General features: G+C 52.9%; 14 protein-coding genes. All 14 read right to left on the reverse strand.

Translation table 11 applies throughout. The annotated features are described in order from the left end of the window. Nucleotides 1–5 precede the first annotated feature (5 nt). Nucleotides 6–1,184, reverse strand: a complete 1,179-nt coding sequence (locus IEV98_RS12665; RefSeq protein ID WP_188506374.1) for an iron-containing alcohol dehydrogenase — start codon at nucleotides 1,182–1,184, stop codon at nucleotides 6–8. Beyond that, on the reverse strand, nucleotides 1,184–2,683 hold the full coding sequence (locus IEV98_RS12670) for a CoA-acylating methylmalonate-semialdehyde dehydrogenase (RefSeq protein WP_188506375.1): 1,500 nt from the start codon (nucleotides 2,681–2,683) through the stop codon (nucleotides 1,184–1,186). Before IEV98_RS12670 ends, IEV98_RS12665 begins: the two co-directional genes overlap by 1 nt. Continuing rightward, on the reverse strand, nucleotides 2,667–3,491 hold the full coding sequence (locus IEV98_RS12675; RefSeq protein WP_229738729.1) for a class I fructose-bisphosphate aldolase: 825 nt from the start codon (nucleotides 3,489–3,491) through the stop codon (nucleotides 2,667–2,669). The genes IEV98_RS12670 and IEV98_RS12675 overlap by 17 nt, the downstream gene beginning before the upstream one ends. Nucleotides 3,492–3,526: 35 nt before the next feature. Then, a complete protein-coding gene (locus IEV98_RS12680) occupies nucleotides 3,527–5,227 on the reverse strand; it encodes a glycerol-3-phosphate dehydrogenase/oxidase (RefSeq protein ID WP_188506377.1) in 1,701 nt (566 codons plus the stop codon). Nucleotides 5,228–5,237: 10 nt separating this feature from the next. Next, nucleotides 5,238–7,052 (reverse strand): right-handed parallel beta-helix repeat-containing protein, encoded by a 1,815-nt coding sequence (locus IEV98_RS12685; protein WP_188506378.1) that lies wholly within the window; start codon nucleotides 7,050–7,052, stop codon nucleotides 5,238–5,240. A 14-nt stretch (nucleotides 7,053–7,066) separates the two neighbouring features. Then, nucleotides 7,067–8,620, reverse strand: a complete 1,554-nt coding sequence (locus tag IEV98_RS12690) for an SLC5 family protein (RefSeq protein ID WP_188506379.1) — start codon at nucleotides 8,618–8,620, stop codon at nucleotides 7,067–7,069. Then, entirely contained in the window at nucleotides 8,613–10,100 is a 1,488-nt protein-coding gene (locus IEV98_RS12695) for an FAD-dependent oxidoreductase (protein ID WP_188506380.1), read from the reverse strand. The genes IEV98_RS12690 and IEV98_RS12695 overlap by 8 nt, the downstream gene beginning before the upstream one ends. Nucleotides 10,101–10,106: 6 nt before the next feature. Continuing rightward, nucleotides 10,107–10,835 carry an SDR family oxidoreductase gene (locus IEV98_RS12700; protein WP_188506381.1) on the reverse strand — a complete coding sequence of 243 codons (729 nt, stop codon included), beginning with the start codon at nucleotides 10,833–10,835 and terminating at the stop codon, nucleotides 10,107–10,109. A 42-nt stretch (nucleotides 10,836–10,877) separates the two neighbouring features. After that, nucleotides 10,878–11,639: an SDR family oxidoreductase gene (locus IEV98_RS12705; RefSeq protein WP_188506382.1), complete on the reverse strand. Its 762-nt coding sequence runs from the start codon at nucleotides 11,637–11,639 to the stop codon at nucleotides 10,878–10,880. Then, complete coding sequence (locus tag IEV98_RS12710; protein ID WP_188506383.1) at nucleotides 11,639–12,511, reverse strand: sugar phosphate isomerase/epimerase family protein; 873 nt, start codon at nucleotides 12,509–12,511, stop codon at nucleotides 11,639–11,641. Before IEV98_RS12710 ends, IEV98_RS12705 begins: the two co-directional genes overlap by 1 nt. 10 nt (nucleotides 12,512–12,521) lie before the next feature. Beyond that, nucleotides 12,522–13,985, reverse strand: coding sequence for a RagB/SusD family nutrient uptake outer membrane protein (locus IEV98_RS12715; RefSeq protein ID WP_188506384.1), 1,464 nt, complete (start codon nucleotides 13,983–13,985; stop codon nucleotides 12,522–12,524). Between the two features lie 22 nt (nucleotides 13,986–14,007). Further along, on the reverse strand, nucleotides 14,008–17,121 hold the full coding sequence (locus IEV98_RS12720) for a SusC/RagA family TonB-linked outer membrane protein (RefSeq protein WP_188506385.1): 3,114 nt from the start codon (nucleotides 17,119–17,121) through the stop codon (nucleotides 14,008–14,010). 150 nt (nucleotides 17,122–17,271) lie between these two features. Beyond that, on the reverse strand, nucleotides 17,272–18,072 hold the full coding sequence (locus IEV98_RS12725) for an IclR family transcriptional regulator (protein ID WP_188506386.1): 801 nt from the start codon (nucleotides 18,070–18,072) through the stop codon (nucleotides 17,272–17,274). Between the two features lie 208 nt (nucleotides 18,073–18,280). Next, nucleotides 18,281–19,156, reverse strand: a complete 876-nt coding sequence (locus IEV98_RS12730; protein WP_188506387.1) for a helix-turn-helix domain-containing protein — start codon at nucleotides 19,154–19,156, stop codon at nucleotides 18,281–18,283. Between the last annotated feature and the right edge of the window lie 85 nt (nucleotides 19,157–19,241).

The raw sequence follows: 19,241 nt of genomic DNA on the forward strand, positions 1-19,241 counted from the left end.
TTAGGTTACCAGCAGCTCAAATACAATTGCTCAATTTCCGTCGTTGTCGGTACTACCGGATTGTTTTGCGGACTTCCGGATGCCAGGGCATCAGCCGCCATTTTACTAACCGACTGCTCGAACGTGGCCCGTGATACGCCGACGCAATCGCGTAATCGCGGAACGTTTAGCTGCCGGTTCATCGCTTCCAACGCGTAAACCAAGGCATCGGCCGCCTCCACATCGGTCAATTCCGACGCGATGAGGCCCATGGTCCGTGCCGCGGTCGCGTAGCGCGCCTCGCAACCCGCTACTGAAAACCGGGTGACCGTGGGCAGCAAGATTGCATTGGACAGGCCGTGGGCCAAATGATACACGGCACCCAATGGACGGCTCATGCCATGAACGAGGCAGACACTGCTGTTGGAGAAAGCCAATCCGCCCTGGCATGCTGCGATGGCCATGCCTTCACGTGCAGCCTCATCAGTAGGACATGTATAGGCCCTAAGTAGGTGCTGGCCTACAAGTCCGATACAAGATAGCGCAATCGGGTCCGAAAAGGGATTCCGTCTTTTTGACACATAGGCTTCCAATCCATGCGTGAGTGTATCTACACCGACATACGCCGTAAGTTGGGGCGGCATCGTCATCGATAACCGGTAGTCTACCACCGCGATATCCGGCAAAAGGGCATTGTCAAAGAGCATCATCTTAACCTGCCGGAGTTCATCGGTGATTACGGCCACCCGTGTTGCCTCGCTCCCTGTACCGGCGGTGGTGGGCACGGCGATCAGTGGCATGCCGGCGTTCGGAATCTGGTGATACCCGGCATAGCGGGTCAATGGCCCATCGTTGGTTGCCAATACCGAAATGGCCTTTGCCGCGTCGATGGGGCTGCCCCCGCCCAATGCGACGATCGCATCACAGGAATGCTGCCGCAACAGCGCCAGCCCTTCCAACACACTGCCCATTGTAGGGTCGGGAGAAATGCGATGGAAAACGACACTCTTGATGCCGGCTTCCGAAAGGCTGCTGATCGCCTCGCGGACCAGCCCCTGCTCCAAAAGGTATCCGTCGGTTACGATCAACACACAGGTACCCTTCAACCCGATGACCAGCTCGGGAAGCTTCCCGAATGTCCCGCCGCCGACAATGATTTGCCGGGGGGCGTTAAAGTCATACGCCGTTACGATCGGTTGTTCCATTACCATCCATTTATCCGTTCGTAGTTCGTATCCCATCGGGAAAGCAATACCTTCTGGCGGGTATAGAACAGTATTCCTTCGGTTCCCTGAAGATGTAGATCGCCGTAAAACGACTGGTTCCAGCCCGAAAACGGGAAAATAGCCATCGGCGCCGGAACACCCACGTTCACGCCGATCATCCCGCATTTCATTTCCCGCGCAAATTTCCGTGCTGCTCCGCCGTTGCTGGTATAGATTGTTGCGCCGTTCCCAAAAGGCAATTTGTTTGCTAAACGAATGGATTCATCCAGCGTACTCGTGTGTACGATCGACAATACCGGACCGAAGACCTCCCGATGGAACACCTCCATATCCGGGCTTACTTCATCCAACAACGTAGGCAGTAAGAAAAAACCATCGGTGTCTTGATGGGTGCGTCCATCGCTCATCGCTTTGGCTCCCTGCGAAACGGCATGTTGAATCGTGTCGGATATCCGATCTCTTGCCTGCCCGTCGATGACCGGCCCCATTTGCACGTCCAGTTGGCCAGTTGTATCGCCAACGAGTAGCTGATCAACAGCCTCCTTCAATTGCTGCAGAAATGCAGCGTCGGTTCCGTTCGGAATCATCAGCGTCGAACCAGCCATGCACCGCTGACCGCTACATCCAAATGCTGCCCCAACCACTGCCCGGACCGCCGAATCAAAATCGGCATCAGGCATCACGATGTGGACATTTTTAGCACCCCCACCCGCCTGTACACGCTTACCGCGGCTGGTACCCAATTGATATACCCGCAAGGCAATTTCAGACGAGCCCACGAAACTGATGGCAGCGACATCCGGATGTACGCATAATGCTTCCACCACCTCACGCCCTCCGTGTACGACATTGAATACGCCGGCAGGAAGACCCGCTTTCACCAATAAATCAGCTAGGTACAAGGCTGTTAACGGTACCTTCTCGCTTGGTTTCAATACAAACGTATTTCCACAGGCAATCGCCAGCGGAAACATCCACATGGCCACCATAGCCGGAAAATTAAACGGGCTGATTCCTACGCACACGCCCAACGGCTCGCGCATCGTCAATCCGTCAATTTCGGCCGCAAGCTGACCCAGGTTCTCTCCTTTGGTCAGGTGTGCAATGCCGCAAGCAAACTCAACCACTTCAAATCCACGCCGGATATCGCCCCGTGCTTCCTCCATCGTCTTTCCATTCTCCAGGGTGATCAGCCAAGCAATGTGTTCCATATGCTGGGCAAGCAGCTCCCGGTAGTGAAACAGGGTATCGGCCCGCTTGGGAGCGGGAACAGCTGCCCACGATGGGAACGCGTCCTTGGCCGCTTTCACGGCCCGGTCCACATCCTCTGCAATGCCGGAGGGCGTATGCGCGATGACCTGTCCCTTGGATGGATTATACACCGGTGTGGTGTCGTTACCCCCGCTGCCTGTCCACTGATTGCCGATCAGCAATGGCACATGATTAAAACGGCCGATAAAATCAGTTGCCTTTTCCATCGGTCGAATAGATTTGCCAGGCCGCTTCCGGAGTAGCCCCGTTATGGATCATCTGCATAAATGCCTTCACGATTTGTGACGGGTTGGGATGTTGGTAAATATTCCTGCCGTATACCAGCCCCATGGCCCCTTGTTGTAAATACCCGTAACTTTTTGTAAACAGATCCTTTAAATCCGCTTTGCCGCCGCCGCGCACCAACACCGGGCACCGGGCGGCTTCCACCACTTCGTGATAATCTTCCACATGGTCGGTCGGATCGGCCTTGATAACATCCGCGCCCAGCTCCCGTGCCTGCCTCACCAAAGGAACCACCAGCTTTTTATTGCCATCCACTTGGTATCCGCCGCGGCTGTCGTTTCCCTTCATCACCAGGGGTTCGATCATCATCGGCATTCCATAGCGATCACATACCCCGCGGAGCCGGCCGATGTTCCGCAGGCTTGCCCGGTGAAGCGCGGGCTCGCCCGGCACCAACAGCAAATTGACCACGATGCAGGATGCATCCATGCGTAAAGCCTCCAATATCGGTTCCTCTTCGTTCTGCAGCTCGCTAAACATCACCTTGTGGGTCTGGGCATTATACGGATTTCCGTAGTCGGCCCGCATTACCAATGCCGGTTTTGATTTACCGGGTGTGCGTTGCAGGATATCGCTCTGCCCATAGTTGGTCTGTACGGCGTCTGGACCGGCGTTGACCAAACTCCGGACAACCGATTCCATATTTTCCAGTCCGTCTAAAAAATCATACTCATTGAAAACACCGTGATCTACGGCCACATCCAAGCATTTGCCGGATTCGTTAAACATCCGATTTAATCGGACCTTTGTTGATTGATACATAATTAGTTACTATTAACTTGATGTTTTTGCTGTAAAATGGTTATTGTTCGTGTTATTTCTTGCGCCTCGATGCCTGGCATCCCCTTTACGCTTGCAAAAATTGTGGCCAGTTCTTCCAACAGCGGGCGGCTTACGGCGCCAGTAAAGGCCATCACCGTGCGGCGAAGGATGAGGTCATCCAAGTGTACCACGTATTCGAATCGAATCAGGAACTCGATTTCACGGCACGTATAGTCGGGCAGAGCGCGCAGCGGCCTGTCTTCGTCCGCACCGCAAAAATCACAGACTGCTTCGGCCGTGGTACCGTAGCGTGCTAGAAGCTCTTCCAGGCGTTGATCGGCAAGCGCAGGATGTAACCGCTTCATCTTCGCCAACCATGCATCCTTAGCCAAATCGGTCGTTGGAAAACCCTTACCACCGCCGATCGGCGTTTGCTCGCTGTCGGCAATCACGGGTACGTTTAAGTAAGCCGCGATCTGTGAAGCGGCAATAGCTGAAAAAGCACGGAAGGTCGTCCATTTGCCCCCAACCAGTGAATAAACCGGAAACCGACGTTTACCGGCGGGTGGTAACGTCTGGATGGTATGATCGCGGGATATCTGCGCCGTTACTGTGGCGCCCGAATGCGGCAGTGGACGCACGCCGGTAAACCGGAATACGATTTCCGAAGGCTTAATATCGATGGAAGGGAATACCTGTTTAACAGACTCCAGCATATATTCCACCTCCCACTGTTCGCAGACCACCTTATCAGGGTGGTCTATACGCACATCGGTAGATCCCACCAACACGTTGCCATGTATCGGGAAAAGAATGCAAATCCGTCCCTCCGCATTTTCATAAAAGAGCATCTGGCCCTGTGTGGCCTCATAAAGCTCCCGGTTGTTGATAACCAGGTGCGAGCCCTTCGTACCGCCGACGAACGACGTTTTGCCTTCCATTGCCAAGTTGGTTTGGTCAATCCACGCACCCGTTGCATTGACCACCACTTCCGGTTTCACCTCAAAGGCTTCGCCCGTAAGATGGTCTTGCAGCACAACCCCACCGTTTGGTGTCAGCTGCGCAAGACTGCAGTAATTCAGAAAGGCGCACTGCGGGTTTATCTCCAACGCGTCATTGACCAACTCTACGCAGAGGCGTTCCGGATACGATATCCAGGCATCGTAATACGTTGCGGTGGCCACGACAGCCGGGTTAAGCGCTGGCCGATGCCGCAGCGACTCGGCTTTGGACCACAGCCGATGTTTCGGCATCATCCGGTGGCGACGCGTATACCAATCGTACGCCGTTAATCCGATTTTGACCAACAGCGCCCCCCGGTTTACCGACTTCCCTTTTAAGCCCAAAAAAACCTTCATGGCATTAAAAATGCCCGATGTCCGATGAAAAATGGGTATTGTCGTGGCCAACGGCTTCACATAGTGCGGCGCGTTCCGTAGCAGCAGATTTCGCTCTTTCAGACTTTCCCGTACCAAGCGTGTCTCTCGGTTTTCGAGGTAGCGCAGCCCCCCATGGATCATTCGCGAAGGTGCCGAACTGGCGCCCGCAGCGATATCCGACTTATCTACCAAAAGCGCATCGATGCCCTGGAGCGCAAGCTCGCGCAGCAACCCCGCTCCATTGATTCCCGCGCCAAGGATCAATACCGGTATTTCGGGCTGGCTTTGAAAACGGGCAATGGTTTCCGATCGTGACCTTGTCATATCCATCCACCTATTTTTTCTGGACGCCATAAAGCCGCGGGAACGGCGGCCTCACCAACCTTACCTCGGCATATTTACCGTATTTATAAGCCGGATTGGTATGAATGGGCTGCACCCGGTATTCTCCGCCATTGTTATAAATGGTCATGGTCGGGATGGCATTTTTATGCAGTTTAATGGCGTGGGCTTCGTTCGGGTTATCCAAGGCATCGAAATAGTTGCCGGTGACGGTCATATTCGCCCCGCCTTCATCCACATAGATACCTGACGTGATGGTGAATCCACCGCCGATCTGGTGCACAAAATTATCGTGGATGACGGTACCCGGCTGGTTGCCTACCAAATAAATCCCCGCACCATCTGAGAGGTAACGCATCCCTTTGGAGATATCGTTCCAAGCAATGGTATTGTGGTGGCAATGGGTCGCGACCAATGTGGTATCCGTTCCCCAATACCATCCCACGTTGATTCCCGCATAGGGAAAATTGGTAATCCGATTATGATCTATCCGATTATTGTGTGCATAACCGATCCATATGCCGACGGCCCCGCGATCCGTCGTACCGAAATTATCCAGCACATTGTTCCGGATGAGGTTGTGGTGCGATACGAGGGCTGCATCTTCAAAGTCCAGGTGCAACGGATGCCCCTTGCCCAGGTATGCACGGCGGTATCCGATTTGGATCACATTACTGCCAACGTCTTCAAATCGATTATCCTCAATAGCATTAAAAGCACACCCGTCGCCAAGCGAAATGGCGCCCTCACCCAGGTTGCGGAAGGTGCAATCGGTGATCCGGCTATTCGCAACCCATGCCAGCGAAAGCGCAGCCGGGGGAGCATACACGGAATCCGTCCGCCCTGTACCCCAGAAACCAGCCTGCAATCCTTTCCGTTCGACGGCCGTCATGTCCCATTCGGTGCCCTCAAACGTAATCCCGTCGATTGAAAAATCACTGATCCGCTGGTTGGCCGACCCCGACAGGCGAAACAGCTGGGTTAACGCTGGATATTCGAAGACCTGATCGTCCGGCTTTTCTTTGGAAAAATAATACAGCAACCGCCTTTCGCGGTCCAGGTACCATTCGCCTTCGGTATCTAAAAACGCCATTGCATTTTCGAAATGTACACGATCCCGTTTACCGATCTTGGTGTAGCTCGCTTCGGTACCGGGATAGGTGACCGTCACGACGCGTTGTTTTTTACCATCGAAACGTTCGATGTACTGGCGGTTCCAATGCCACATGCCTGTGGCATGCAGTTCAGCCCCTTTGATCTTTTCGAAGGCGGCGGGTAGCTTGCCTTGGAAGTACAGTTCATGCTTCCCGAAATTAATCGAATCCGGCTCCAACCATTCACCTGCATTGGGATACCGCGATCGGGTTGCCCGTTTGCCATTTACGAATAGTTGATTGAAAACACCTTCCACAGCGCATTTCCAGAGGTTATCCCCCGCGGCCTGCCACTTCCCTTCCATCAACCGATTGCCGGAAATAATAACTTGCTGCCCATAGGCTGCTTTGAGTGCCACGTGCTTCCATTTTGCGATGGGCGATGTGCCGTCCAGCATGATCGGTGCTGTTAGCCGATACGTTCCGCCAGCCAGTTGCAGGGTGGCGGAATCTGCGACCGGATGCTTCTCCAGAACTCGGATGGCGGCTTCGAGCGTTGCAACGGGATGTTGCGCAGAGCCACCTGCTGCATCACTCCCCTCCGGGGCAACGCAGATCACCGTTTGGCCCTTTACCGCGTAACTCATTAACACACCCGCTGCCAGCAATGCGATGCGCGCGTGTACCAAAATTTGCTTGAATTGATTCATCATCTCAATCGGTTTAATTAGTTAAAATAGCTATACAGCGCGATCATGATCACCGCTAAGATTCCCCAACCCCACTTCAGCGATCGTGAAAACGGATTTTCGCTCCATTGCGTCTTTTCAAATATGGGCCGCGGCTTCCCGTCCGTATCGGGATACCGGTAGGAGAGCACAATCAACAACACACTGAGTGCGGCGAACAGGTAAAAGGAAATCAGGAAAAAATTCGGATAGAATTCCCGGCTTGGGTATTGCGACAAGTAAAGGATGCTGATCAGGATGCAGGGAATATTCCCGGCAATGAGCGTATACAATGCCGCCTTTGAAGAAATCTTTTTCCAGAAGATGCCCCAGATAAATACCGCCACCAACGAGGGGCACAAAAAGGAGAATATGGCATTGACCTTCTCAAACAGGTTAAAGCCTTCCACCCGGTCCAGTCCGATGGCTATCAACATGGCCAGCACAGCCAGTGTAGCCATCACCATGCGGCCCTGCGCCAGTGTAGGAGGTGCATCGGACCTGGTGAAATTAGGCAAGATGTCCAATGCGAAAATGGTGCTCCCTGAATTATACATGGCCGTAAGTGATCCAACCAACGCGGCAATCAACACCCCGATCGCCAGCCCCACAAGGCCATGCGGCAGGTATTGATAAATTAAGCGCAATAAGGCATCATCCGGGTTTTCGAGATCCTGCAACAGCACTTTCGCCAGAATACCCGGCAAAATAAACAGCACCGGAATCAGTAATTTCAAATAGCCGAGGAACAATATCCCCTTATTACCCTCTTCGAGGTTTTTGCTGCCCAGTGTGGTCTGTACAATGTTCTGATTGGCACACCAGTACCAAATGGACATGATGGGGTAACCGAAAACAATGGCTTGCCACGGGTAATTCGGGTCGTCCGATGGACGCAGCAATTTCCAATAATCCGCATCCAGTTTTTGGGTGAAGAGACTCCAGTCCGATACATCGGCCAGGGCAACGTAGCCAATGAACACACACACGAAAACCATGACCACCGATTGGAACGAATCCGTGATTGCCACGGCTTTGAGTCCACCGGTAACGGTAAAACTCATCGCAAATGCCGTCATCAGTATTACACATTGCCAAATGGGAAAACCAATCAGTTGGCTGACGAGCATGGACCCGGCATAGAGGACCGACCCTGCTCCAATGGAAATCTGCAGGAACACGATCCAGGAGAGGGCTTTCCTGCAGGATTCATCATACCGCCTCAGCATGAATTGCGGCATCGTCTGAATGTTGTGCCGTAAGTAATACGGCAAAAACACCAAGCTAAGCAACAGGATGTAAATCCAGGCCAACCATTGGAAATTACAGGCCACCATTCCGTACGTGTAAGCCAGCCCACAGGTACTGATGATGTTAAGCGGACTCACGTTGGTACCGAAGATGGAAAGCCCCACGGTTTTCCATGTCAATGACTTGCCCGCCAAAAACAGGTCGCTGCTCTTTTTCTGCTTGTGTGTAAAACTGACGTAGAGCCCTACCGCCAGCAGTGCGACCAGGTAAAACACAACGATGGTGATATCGAGGTTATTCATGGGTCAGGTAATTTTTTAAGTGGTCATCCATCGGGTACGTGAGCTGAACATGCTGCTGTTTCAGGCTCTCCCGCAGTTTGGCCGGGTCAAGTTCGGAGAAATCGCTATCCTGCTCGCTCGCCAACCCAGCAGCCGTTCCGGCGGCCTGGCCCAGTTGCATCATGGTCCGGGTAAGCCGGCAACTCGAAGCCGCCAGTGAGCTGAATCCCGCCGCCCGCGATGCAATCAACAGGTTCCGGAAGCCATTAGGAATCAGTGACCGGAAAGGAACCCCATACGGTTGGTCCAACTCCACACAGCCCGCGCGCCCGGTCGTCGAGCCATGGGTGTCCATCGGATGATCGGCAATCGCTATGCTATCCGGGTGGTCCTGACCGGTAAGCCCCTTTAGCAGGTCGTGCTGGGTAAGCTGGTATGTGGCGATGATGCGGCGCCCCTCACGCACGCCCAACCGGGGGGCTATCCATTTAATTACAGAGTTCCGGTATGGCGGATAGGTTTCCGTGAGGTAACGGAAGTGCGCGAGCACCCGCCTCCGGCATTCGGCATACGCCGTTTCGTAACGTTCAAAACCGGCAAATTCCACGCCCTCCATCGTGGGGAGCATATTCACATTCAAGTCACCGTTGGGGTATTGCACAATACTGGCCAACGGAAAATCAGCAGCCCACCAACATTGGTCCGGTACCGCATCCAATTCAGCAGCCGACACCGGCAGCTCTCCGTTTCCGGCGTCCCCTATCCGGTAGATCAGCGACACGCCGTTTAACCGCTGCGTGGGCTGCAGCGGGGCATCCGGTTCGCCATACACGTCGCGGCTTTCCTGCCCCACGCATAATTGCGCTCCCGCGGCTGCACAGAGGTATGCATTATCCGTCGCATCGATAAAATATCGGGCGTGAACCAACGTTCCATCGTCCAGCTCAACCGCGCGCAGCCGACCGTTACCATCATCGATGACCCGCTTAAACGTGGTACCCAGCCTAACCGATATGCACCCCGGTTCTGCCAGCAACTCACCCAATACTTCCTGATACGCATCGGGGTCAAACGGCACGCCATGCCAGTTTGCGCGTACAAACGCCTCGTTGTCAATACCCGTTTCCGAGCCGTGCCGAAGCAAGGTGTCTATGTACCGCAAGCTGGGGTCTATGGTCAGCTCCGCTCCCGGATGCAACGGCTGCTCCCCCCGCTTCAGCTGCCATTTCCGATGGATATTGAATCGATAGATTCCCACACCATCCGCTTTTGTTTTTAATCGCTTATAGATCTCAAAGGGTATCCCCGTACCGCCAACGCCCATTTCCCACACGTTTACGCCACCCAGCGAAGCGTTGCCACCCAATCCGTGTTGTTTCTCTACCAACAACACCGTTATGCCCAACCGGCCCGCAGCGATTGCCGCGGCAACCCCGCCGCTTCCCGCGCCGATGATCACCAGGTCTACGTTAAGATGCTCCTTTTGAGATGTCTTCATCATGCCTATTTAATACGGTTCAATTTGTTGGATAAGCGGTAAGACCGTGAGTTCGGGAACGACCAAATTTGCATCCAGCGAACAGATTTGTACCACCAACTTCCCGATTTGCTCCGGACTGATCATCCGTGCGGCAACTTCCGGCAGGGGATGTTCCAATTGCGCATTCCGATTGAAATCGGTGGCACCCCATGAGGGGATCAGTGCGGTGGCGCGCACATTAAAAGGTCGCATTTCCACATATAACGAGCGGGTAAACTGGTCGAGCCCCGCCTTTGCCGCCGCATAGATCCCCCAGCCGGTCCACGCCTGTTGTGCGCAGATGGAAGATATGTTAATGATGGTACCCGATTGTTGCGCTTTCATCACCGCAGCCGCACGTCTGCTACCCATCATGGCCGAAATCAGGTTTACGTTAATTACCTCCGCCATTGCTTCATCGCTAAATTCGGTAATCGGCGCTATTTTCAATGCACCACCGGCATTATTCACCAAAATATCCAACTGTCCGGCATCCGCCACGATGTGATCGATCACCCGATCCCAGTCGGCCGGATTGGTTGCATCCGCCTGCAAGGGAGTGGCCCCGATTTCAGCCGCCGTTTCTTCCAGTTTTTGAATATTCCTGGCTGTTATCCACACCCTACACCCACTGGCAGCCAACGCTTTTGCTATACCTACACCAAATCCCGAGGATGCCCCTGTAACCAATGCTACCTTATTCGTTAGTTCGCTCATTCTAATTGTTATCTAATATGTAATTATCGTTTAAAAAAATCACTAACTGAGTGTCTTACCCCCATTTACCGCAATCCGTTGTCCGGTAATAAATCCGCTGCGGTCGCTCGCCAAAAATGCGACGGCATCCCCTACCTCAATCGGCTTACCCATGCGGTTCAGTGGCAAACCGGCACAATAAGCCTCCAATTCCGATTGGGGTGTCCCTTCGTGCCGTTTCACCGGTATCCAGCCGGGGGCCACCAGATTCACGGTAATCCCATGAACCCCCAATTCAGTCGCCCAAGACCGGGTGACGCCCAACATCGCCGCCTTCGCAGCCACATAGTGGCTGAATTCAGCGTTTCCAAGTTCCACCACCTCACTTCCGATATTAATAACCCGCCCAAAACCCGCACTTTTCATCTGCGGCAACACCCGTTGCAGCAGCAGGAACGGAGCCTTCAGGAAAAAATCAAGCTGGGCCTGGTAATCGTCCCACTGCTGGCGTTCGATTGGAATAAACGGCTGCGGACCGGTCGCGTTGTTTACCAAAACCGTTGGGGCACCCATGCGCAGGCTGACGGCCTCAACTAATGCATTCACCCCGTACGCATCGGTCACATCCGCCTGAAATGCCTCCGCCCTTCCTCCCGCCGCCATGATGTGCTCAACGACGGCCTCGGCACCACTTCGGTCGCGATGGTAATTTACCGCCACCGCCAGCCCGGTATCAGCCAGTCGTGCAGCAATGGCAGCGCCCAGCCCTTTCGAAGCACCCGTTACCAAGGCAATGCGGTTTACCTGTTCGCTATTTTGATGCATTATTTCAGTTTAATTCGATAGCCAAGTTGTTCCAAATGCGTCAAACTCCGCCTGATCCCATCTTCCAGATCGCTAAGCGGTTCGTATTCGATCAGGTAAATCCCGTCAAATGCAATCTTGGGCAGCAGCGAGCCGTAGTCAAGCGTGCCGTCGCCTATCGCTCCGGCCACCCATCCACCGTCGCACGCTACCCAGTCTTTCAGGTGGCAGTAGTTGATACGCTCGTTGATGATGGACACCCAGCAATCCGGTTCTCCGGGCCAAACAGCTTTTATGTTTCCGGGATCGTAGTTAAAACCGATATTAGCTGGAAGATCCCGCACCAGTCGCTCTAGGTAATGCGGATCCGTACTGACGGTATTTTCATGGAGGGCCACCCCGCCCTTCCAGGTGATCTTTCCATGCGTTTCGATACTGATCGCAATCCCCTGTTCCATGCACCGTTCATTCACGACCTTAAATGCATCGACAACCTGTTCATACAGCCGGGCAGTCACTTCCTTTGCCGGTGTAAACCCGGCAAACAGGCGGAGATGCGATACGCCGAACAGGCGGGCGATGTCGATCACGGCCAGCACATGCGCCACCATCCGCCGGTGCGCCTGCGGGTCGGCAAGTGAAAAATCGTTCTCGGCGGTTGCAAAGGAAAGCTTGATGCCTGCCGCCGTTGCCGCGGCTATGGCTTCGGCCGCCTGTTGCTGATCGGTGTTCATGGGGAAGGTTGCCGCAAACTCATCGCCGATACCGATCTCCAACGTACGGAATCCATTGGCTGCGCAACTATCCAGGTGGGTCACAAACGCACGTTCGCGAAACCCCCACCAGCCGCAACCCACCGCTATTGTTTTTTGACCTGTTGTCAATCCCATCATCGATTACCGTTTAATAATCATCGTTTTGGGTCAACGCCGGATTGGCCTGCCGCTCCAACAGCGGAATCGGGAATAATTCATGTTTCGCCTCCGCGTTCCGGCCACTTTCCCTCATCACATCCACGAAGCGCCCGGTACGCAGCAAATCCCACCGGTGATGCCCTTCAAAACAAAGTTCCATCCGGCGCTCGGCCCACACCGCCGCCCGGAAATCTTCTTTTGATAGCCCTTCGAGATTGGGCAGTTCTGCCAATTCCTCCGCTTCGTCCATCCCATTCGCGTTTTCATCCCTTGCGCGCTTACGGACGGCATTGATAGCCTCGTAAGCCGCATCGGTAGGGCCGGATAATTCGTTTTCGGCCTCCGCAAACAGCAACAGCACATCGGCATACCTCAAGACAATCCAATTGGCATCTCCGCCCACGTTAATGCCGAAGGTGGGATCCCAATACTTCATCGGTACAGGCCCGGCCTGTGCAGTACCCGAAACCGTAATTTCCGGATAGTATGCGCTTGGGAATTCAGCCACCATGGAAATCCGTTTCCGGTAATGATCCGGCACGGCATCATAGAACGCCCGCTCGGTGGCGACGGCTGTACCTGCGATGGCACCGTTCAGCAAGATGTTCGGGTTGCGGGACGCAAACGAAGACGTCAGCGAACTCCCACCCCCCCGTGAATTTCCAGAAGTGTACTGCACGGAAAACAGGTGTTCCTTACCGTTTTCATTGGCCAGCTTAAATACGTCTGCAAAATTGGCAAACAAAGCATACGTTTCACCGTCAATAATTGCTTTCGCCGTTTCGCGGGCCCGCTGCCAATCGCCCTGAGTAAGGTAGACCTTCGCCAACAGGCCATTTGCCGCCCCGCTCGTTGCACGGCCCACGTCAGAACCGCTGTAAGATGGCGGCAACGCAGCGGCTGCCGCCTGTAGATCGCTGATGATCAACGCATAGACGTCTGCCAAATCCGCACGTGGAATGTCGTTGTTTGCGGTGTTTTCCGTCGGCTCCGTCATCAACGGCACGTCACCAAATCCGCGGGCGAGCTCGAAATAAAACAATGCACGCAGAAACTTGGCTTCCCCTACATACCGATCGCGGAGTTGTTCATTAATCTCCATCGTGGGTACCCACTTAACGACGTTGTTCGCGTAGTTGATCCCGCGGTACATGATCGTCCAGAAATCGCGGAATACCGGATCGGCGGCCGTATAGTCCATTACATCCAGGCCGCCTGTCAGCTCTCCCCTGTTGGCCACTTCCGTGGATACGTCGCCAAAATACCATGCATTCCCATTATAATAGCCGCTCAATGCCGAATAAACGGCATTCACACCCGCAAGGGCATCGGCCTGTGTTTGAAAAAAACCATCGCTTCCAATGGCGGATCGAGGCTGTTCATCCAGGAACTTTTCACATCCCATGGTTAGCAGCCCCATGATGATCAAACTGCTATAAATCGAAGTTTTCATTGCGCTTATCGATTAAAATTAGTTAAAACCCAACCTGTATACCCACGCGGAACATCCGCGCCCGCGGGTATGCATTCATATCTACCCCAAATACCGTATTGTTGTCGCCGAGCGAGTTGACTTCCGGATCATACCCGGTATAATTTGTCCAGGTATAGAGGTTTTCGCCCGCAACATACACCCTTGCCGTACGCAGCTTACTATTCGCCAGCGGAAGGGTATACCCGAGGGTCGCGTTGCTTAACCGCACGAACGATCCATCTTCCAGGTAATTCGTACCTACCCGGTTCGGAAACGTGCCCTGCCGTCCATCGGGGCGATCAATCTTTGCAATGCGGTTGCTGGTACCCGGGCCATCCCACGCTCCGTTGTAAATCGCCAATCCGTTCATGCCATTCACCTGGGTGGTCAGGTCGATCAAGTTGAGGTTGAGCACATCGTTGCCCTGTACCCCGTTGAGGAATACACTGAGATCAAACCCTTTATACGCCAAATTGGTGTTGAATCCAAATACATAGTCGGGATGCGGGTTGCCGATAATGGTTTCGTCCAGCCCTTCTTCGAACTTACCATTTCCATCGATGTCCCTAAAGTTTTCGAATCCGGGGCCTGAATTGCCATTTCCAGCCATATGACCCGCATCAAATTCAGCCTGGGTTTGCCAGAGCCCGTCAAAGATATTTCCCCAAAACATACCAATGGGTTGATCCACCATCACAACGGTTCCCGCGCCGCCATTCCGCTGAATCATATACGAGCTGATGGAAGAGCCGAAAAAGCGATCCGCATCGGCCAATTGCAACACTTTATTCCGGTTGAAGGAAATGTTAGCGGATGCATCCCACCGGAAATCGCCCTCACTGATCACACCCGTTATACCGAGCTCGATGCCTTTATTCTGCACGCTGCCGATATTCTGCAACATGGACGTAAACCCACCCTGCCGGGGTATTTCTACGCTAAAGAGCAGATCACTTGTCTTTTTGTGGTAATAGTCGGCTACCAAGCTCAGGCGGTTATTCCAGAACCCGATGTCAAGCCCCACGTCAATCTGCCGGGTACTTTCCCATTTCATGTCCTCGTTCACAAGCGCTTCCGGCACAATGGATGTGACGAATTGACCGCCGAACGAATACGGGCTCCCCAGTCCGTATGTTTGTAAGTTGCGATAAAGCGGGATCGACTGATTGCCGGTTACCCCGATGCTGGAACGTAATTTCAGCTCGCTAAGCCAGGCAACGGATTCCAAAAACTCCTCGTTTTTGATATTCCAGGCAACCGCCGCCGAAGGGAAGAAACCGAAGCGGTTATTCTTTCCGAACCGGCTGGATCCATCGTACCTTGCCGAAACCGTGAGGAGGTATCGGCTATCCAAATCATAATTCACCCGGCCAAGAAAGGAAACCATCGACCACCGGGAATATCCGGTAGCCGGATACTGTGGATCCTCGCCGAGGCCCAGGTTGTAAAAACCGAGCACATCGGTAAAAAAGTCATACGAAGTAGCCGAGAGCGATTCCTCCGATTCACGTTGCATGGTAAATCCACCCAATACCTCCAGGTTATGCCGGTCGTCAATTGATTTTTTGTAGGTCAGCGTATTCTCGTTTACCCAGTTAAACAGTTCGGAAGAGGAAACGCCGCCGCTGCCCCCGGTAGTCCGTGAATTGACAAAGTACGACGGCAGGTAGCTTCTGCTCCGCCCATTGGTGAGGTAGGTGCCAAACGTCGTTTTGGCAACAAGCCCCTCGGCCAGTTCATATTGCGCATAAAAATTGCCCAGCAACCGCATCCGCGTATTCAGCGCTTCCGCTTTTTCAGCCATTTCTACCGGATTCTGGATGGCCGGATTGGCGTAGATGCCTTGGGTTGTCCACAACCGGTCTTGCGAGCTATACGTACCGTCTTCGTACTTCACCGGCTGCACCGGATCCGCCTGCAGCGCCGCATAGATCACACCAGAATTGCCATGACCGGATGTACTGTGCTGGATGGGGCGATCCTTGTTATACCCAAAGGACACATTTGCGCCAATCTTCAACTTTTCCGAGATGGAATGATCTAAGTTCAGGGCCACATTCCCTTTTTGAAATTTGGAGAAAATGACAATACCATCCTGATCGAAGTAATTTCCGGATAGTGCAAACCGCGTTTTTTCATTTCCACCCCGTACCGCTAAGTTGTGGCTGTGCATCGGCGCGGTTTGAAAAATCGCGTCCTGCCAATCCGTGCCATCGCCCATCTGCGCAATTTCTTCTTCCGAATAGGCCCGGCTGACCAAACTACCGTTCCGGAACCTGCTCCAAAACGTCCGCGCCAACGTTGCATAGTCCTTCGCCTTTAGCAAGTCAAGCTTTTTCGTTACGCTTTGGCTGCCGTAATACGCATCGTAGGTAATTTGGGTAGTACCCTGAATGCCTTTTTTAGTCGTGATCAATACCACCCCGTTTGCACCCCGCGCGCCATATATCGCCGTTGCGGAGGCATCCTTAAGCACGGTGATGGACTCGACGTCATTCGGGTTCATGAATTCACTCGATCCGCCCATCGGAAAACCGTCAATTACATATAATGGGCTATTTCCATATTGAATGGAGTTACTCCCGCGGATTCGGATACGCATGCCACCGGCCGGCGCTCCCGTGGTTGACGTTACCTGTACCCCCGGTATCCTTCCCTGCAACCCCTGTTCTACCCGATCGACCGGCCGCTGTGTAATTTCTTTGGCGCCCACAATCGATACCGACCCGGTAAGGTCGGCTTTTCGTTGGGTGCCGTAGCCCACCACAACTACCTCGTCCAATTCCGTTTCTGACGGAACGAGCGATATGTCAAGCCTTCCGCCCTCCGCTGCAACCTCCTGGCTGATGTACCCTACGTTGGTAAATATGAGCACCGCAGCCTGGTCTGGAACCGTTATGCTAAACTTACCGCCCGCATCGGTTGTTACCGATTGGCCTGTTCCTTTGACATTGACGCTCACACCCGCGAGCGTGCCGGAAGTCTGTGCATCACGTACGGTACCTTGTACCGTTTGCTGCATCCTTTCGACAGCATGGCACACTTGACTAAAGCATACCGCCAAAGGCAGCATCACCATCATCAGCATGGCCTTCATGAATTTCTTTTGTCCCATAATTTCGTTTATAATTTAGCTTATGGTTTCAAATGTAGAAACTAATTTTATATATCAAACAAAAAAATTTAAAAAAAGCAGTCGCCGGGGAAGCACGTTTGTGTGCTGCCAGCGAAAAATCTTATTTAGAAACGAATAGTGAAGTAACTGTTATTTAGCGAAGTACCCCAACCGTTGGGAGATGCGTAGCGCCTGTTCTTTGACTACTTTCCCCACATGTTCGAATTGTGTAACCGGAAGGCGGTCCGATGGGCCAGTAATCCAGATTGCAGCGACGGGGTATGAATTGCCGTTAAAAATCGGCGCTCCGATACAGTGCATCCCTTCCACCTCTTCGCCACCATCGATGGCGTACCCCGTTTCCTTTACCCTTTTTAATTCATCCAAGAAAACGTCCAGCTTGGTGATGGTTTTGTTTGTATATTTTTTGAATTCGATACGCGAACAGATCGGCTGTTGTACTTTTTCCGGCAGGAACGCTAAAATCGCCTTGCTGGGAACCGCGGTATGGAGTGGAAACCGGGTACCCACGTCGATCCAGAATTTAAAGGAGTGCAGACCGGGCACCTGCTCCAGCACCACCCCTTCGTCCGCCAAAATAATCCCGATCAGCACGGTTTCCTTTGTCGTATTCCGCAGGTCGCGCAATACATCCAACGATTTCTCCAGTAGGTTTTGCTCGGTTACCGCCGCGTAGCCCACGGACAGGAGTTTGCCGGAAAGATTAAAAGCCTTTGAGTTTTCATCCCTCGTCAAATACCCGTAATGAAGAAGCGTCATGGCGATGCGGAAGGTGCTGTTTTTCGAAATACCGAGCTGGTTGCTGATCTCCGTGATTCCCATCCCGGCGGGCGAGCTGGAAAGCAGCTCGATCATATAGAGGGCACGTTCCAAATTCGGAACGTGGTATTTCGAATTGTTATTATGATCTCCTTCTTCTTCAACTGACATATGCGCGATTGGATTAAAACGCCCAATGATAAGACATTGTGCTGTAAAAATCAAATATTTCCCCGAGGCCGTGCCTGCAAACTACAACGACCCGCCTATTTCCAGCCATTCGCCGCATCCAGCATGTGCAGGTCTTGCATTACGGCCGAACGATGAAAGAAAGCCAAAAAAAGGGTTACGATATGCGTTAAGGATAGCGACAGGCGCTTTAAGCATTAAACGTGTATCGCCGTTTATACGCTACCGGTGTACACCCAACAAAACGCTTAAAATGGCGGAAAAAGTTTGAACGATTACTGAAACCACATTCGAAACAGATGGCTTCGGTGGTATGCTGCCGGCTTTCAATCAGCATCCGTTTGGCGTGGCTTATCCGCACCTCGATCAGGAAGTCCTTGAAGGTCTTTTTGGTCATCATCTTGAAATACCGACAGAAGGAAGTCACGCTCAGGTGCGCGACCGATGCGATTTCCTGAAGTGAAATGTCTTCCCGATACCTCGCCAGTATGTAATGATACACCTCATTGATGCGCGCAGATTCCTCATGGTTTACGTGGCGGGTAGTCCATCCCGTTGCGATTTGGGTCAATTCGCTACTGTTAGCCAGGATGTGTATCATGTTCATGATCAACACCAACCGATCTAACCCTTCTGCCGATACCGACTTTTGCATCAGCGCTACCAGCTTCTGCTTGGTATCCCCATAAACCACATACCCGTGCTTCGCACGCTCAAACAACGAGTGAACGGCCGTCACTTCCCGTTTCATCATAAAATCCTTGCCCATAAAATCAGGAAGGAATTGTACCACGATCGCCTCGGCGGTGATATTCGGATTGCCCAAGAAATACTTCGGGCTACATCGCCACATATGCGGCAAGTTCTCCCCAAGCAGCAATAACTCCCCTGCATCAAAGCTACTAATGTTGTCGCCGACAAAGCGCATCCCTTCACCGCGGATGATATAATGCAGCTCAATCTCTGGATGATAATGCCAAACCGTACCCAAATTCGGTAGCGTATGCTGCCTGCATAAGTAAGGGAATTCCGCATTGCGCGGTACGAGGTGAAAGTGCGGTTTCATAACTTAATGAAAAATCGGATTGACACAATGATATGGAAAAGTGTATACATATACAAACGCCAAGTTTTTAAGCCCCTAAACCTAT

Origin of the sequence: Parapedobacter pyrenivorans (assembly GCF_014636865.1) — a bacterium.
GTDB lineage: Bacteria > Bacteroidota > Bacteroidia > Sphingobacteriales > Sphingobacteriaceae > Parapedobacter > Parapedobacter pyrenivorans.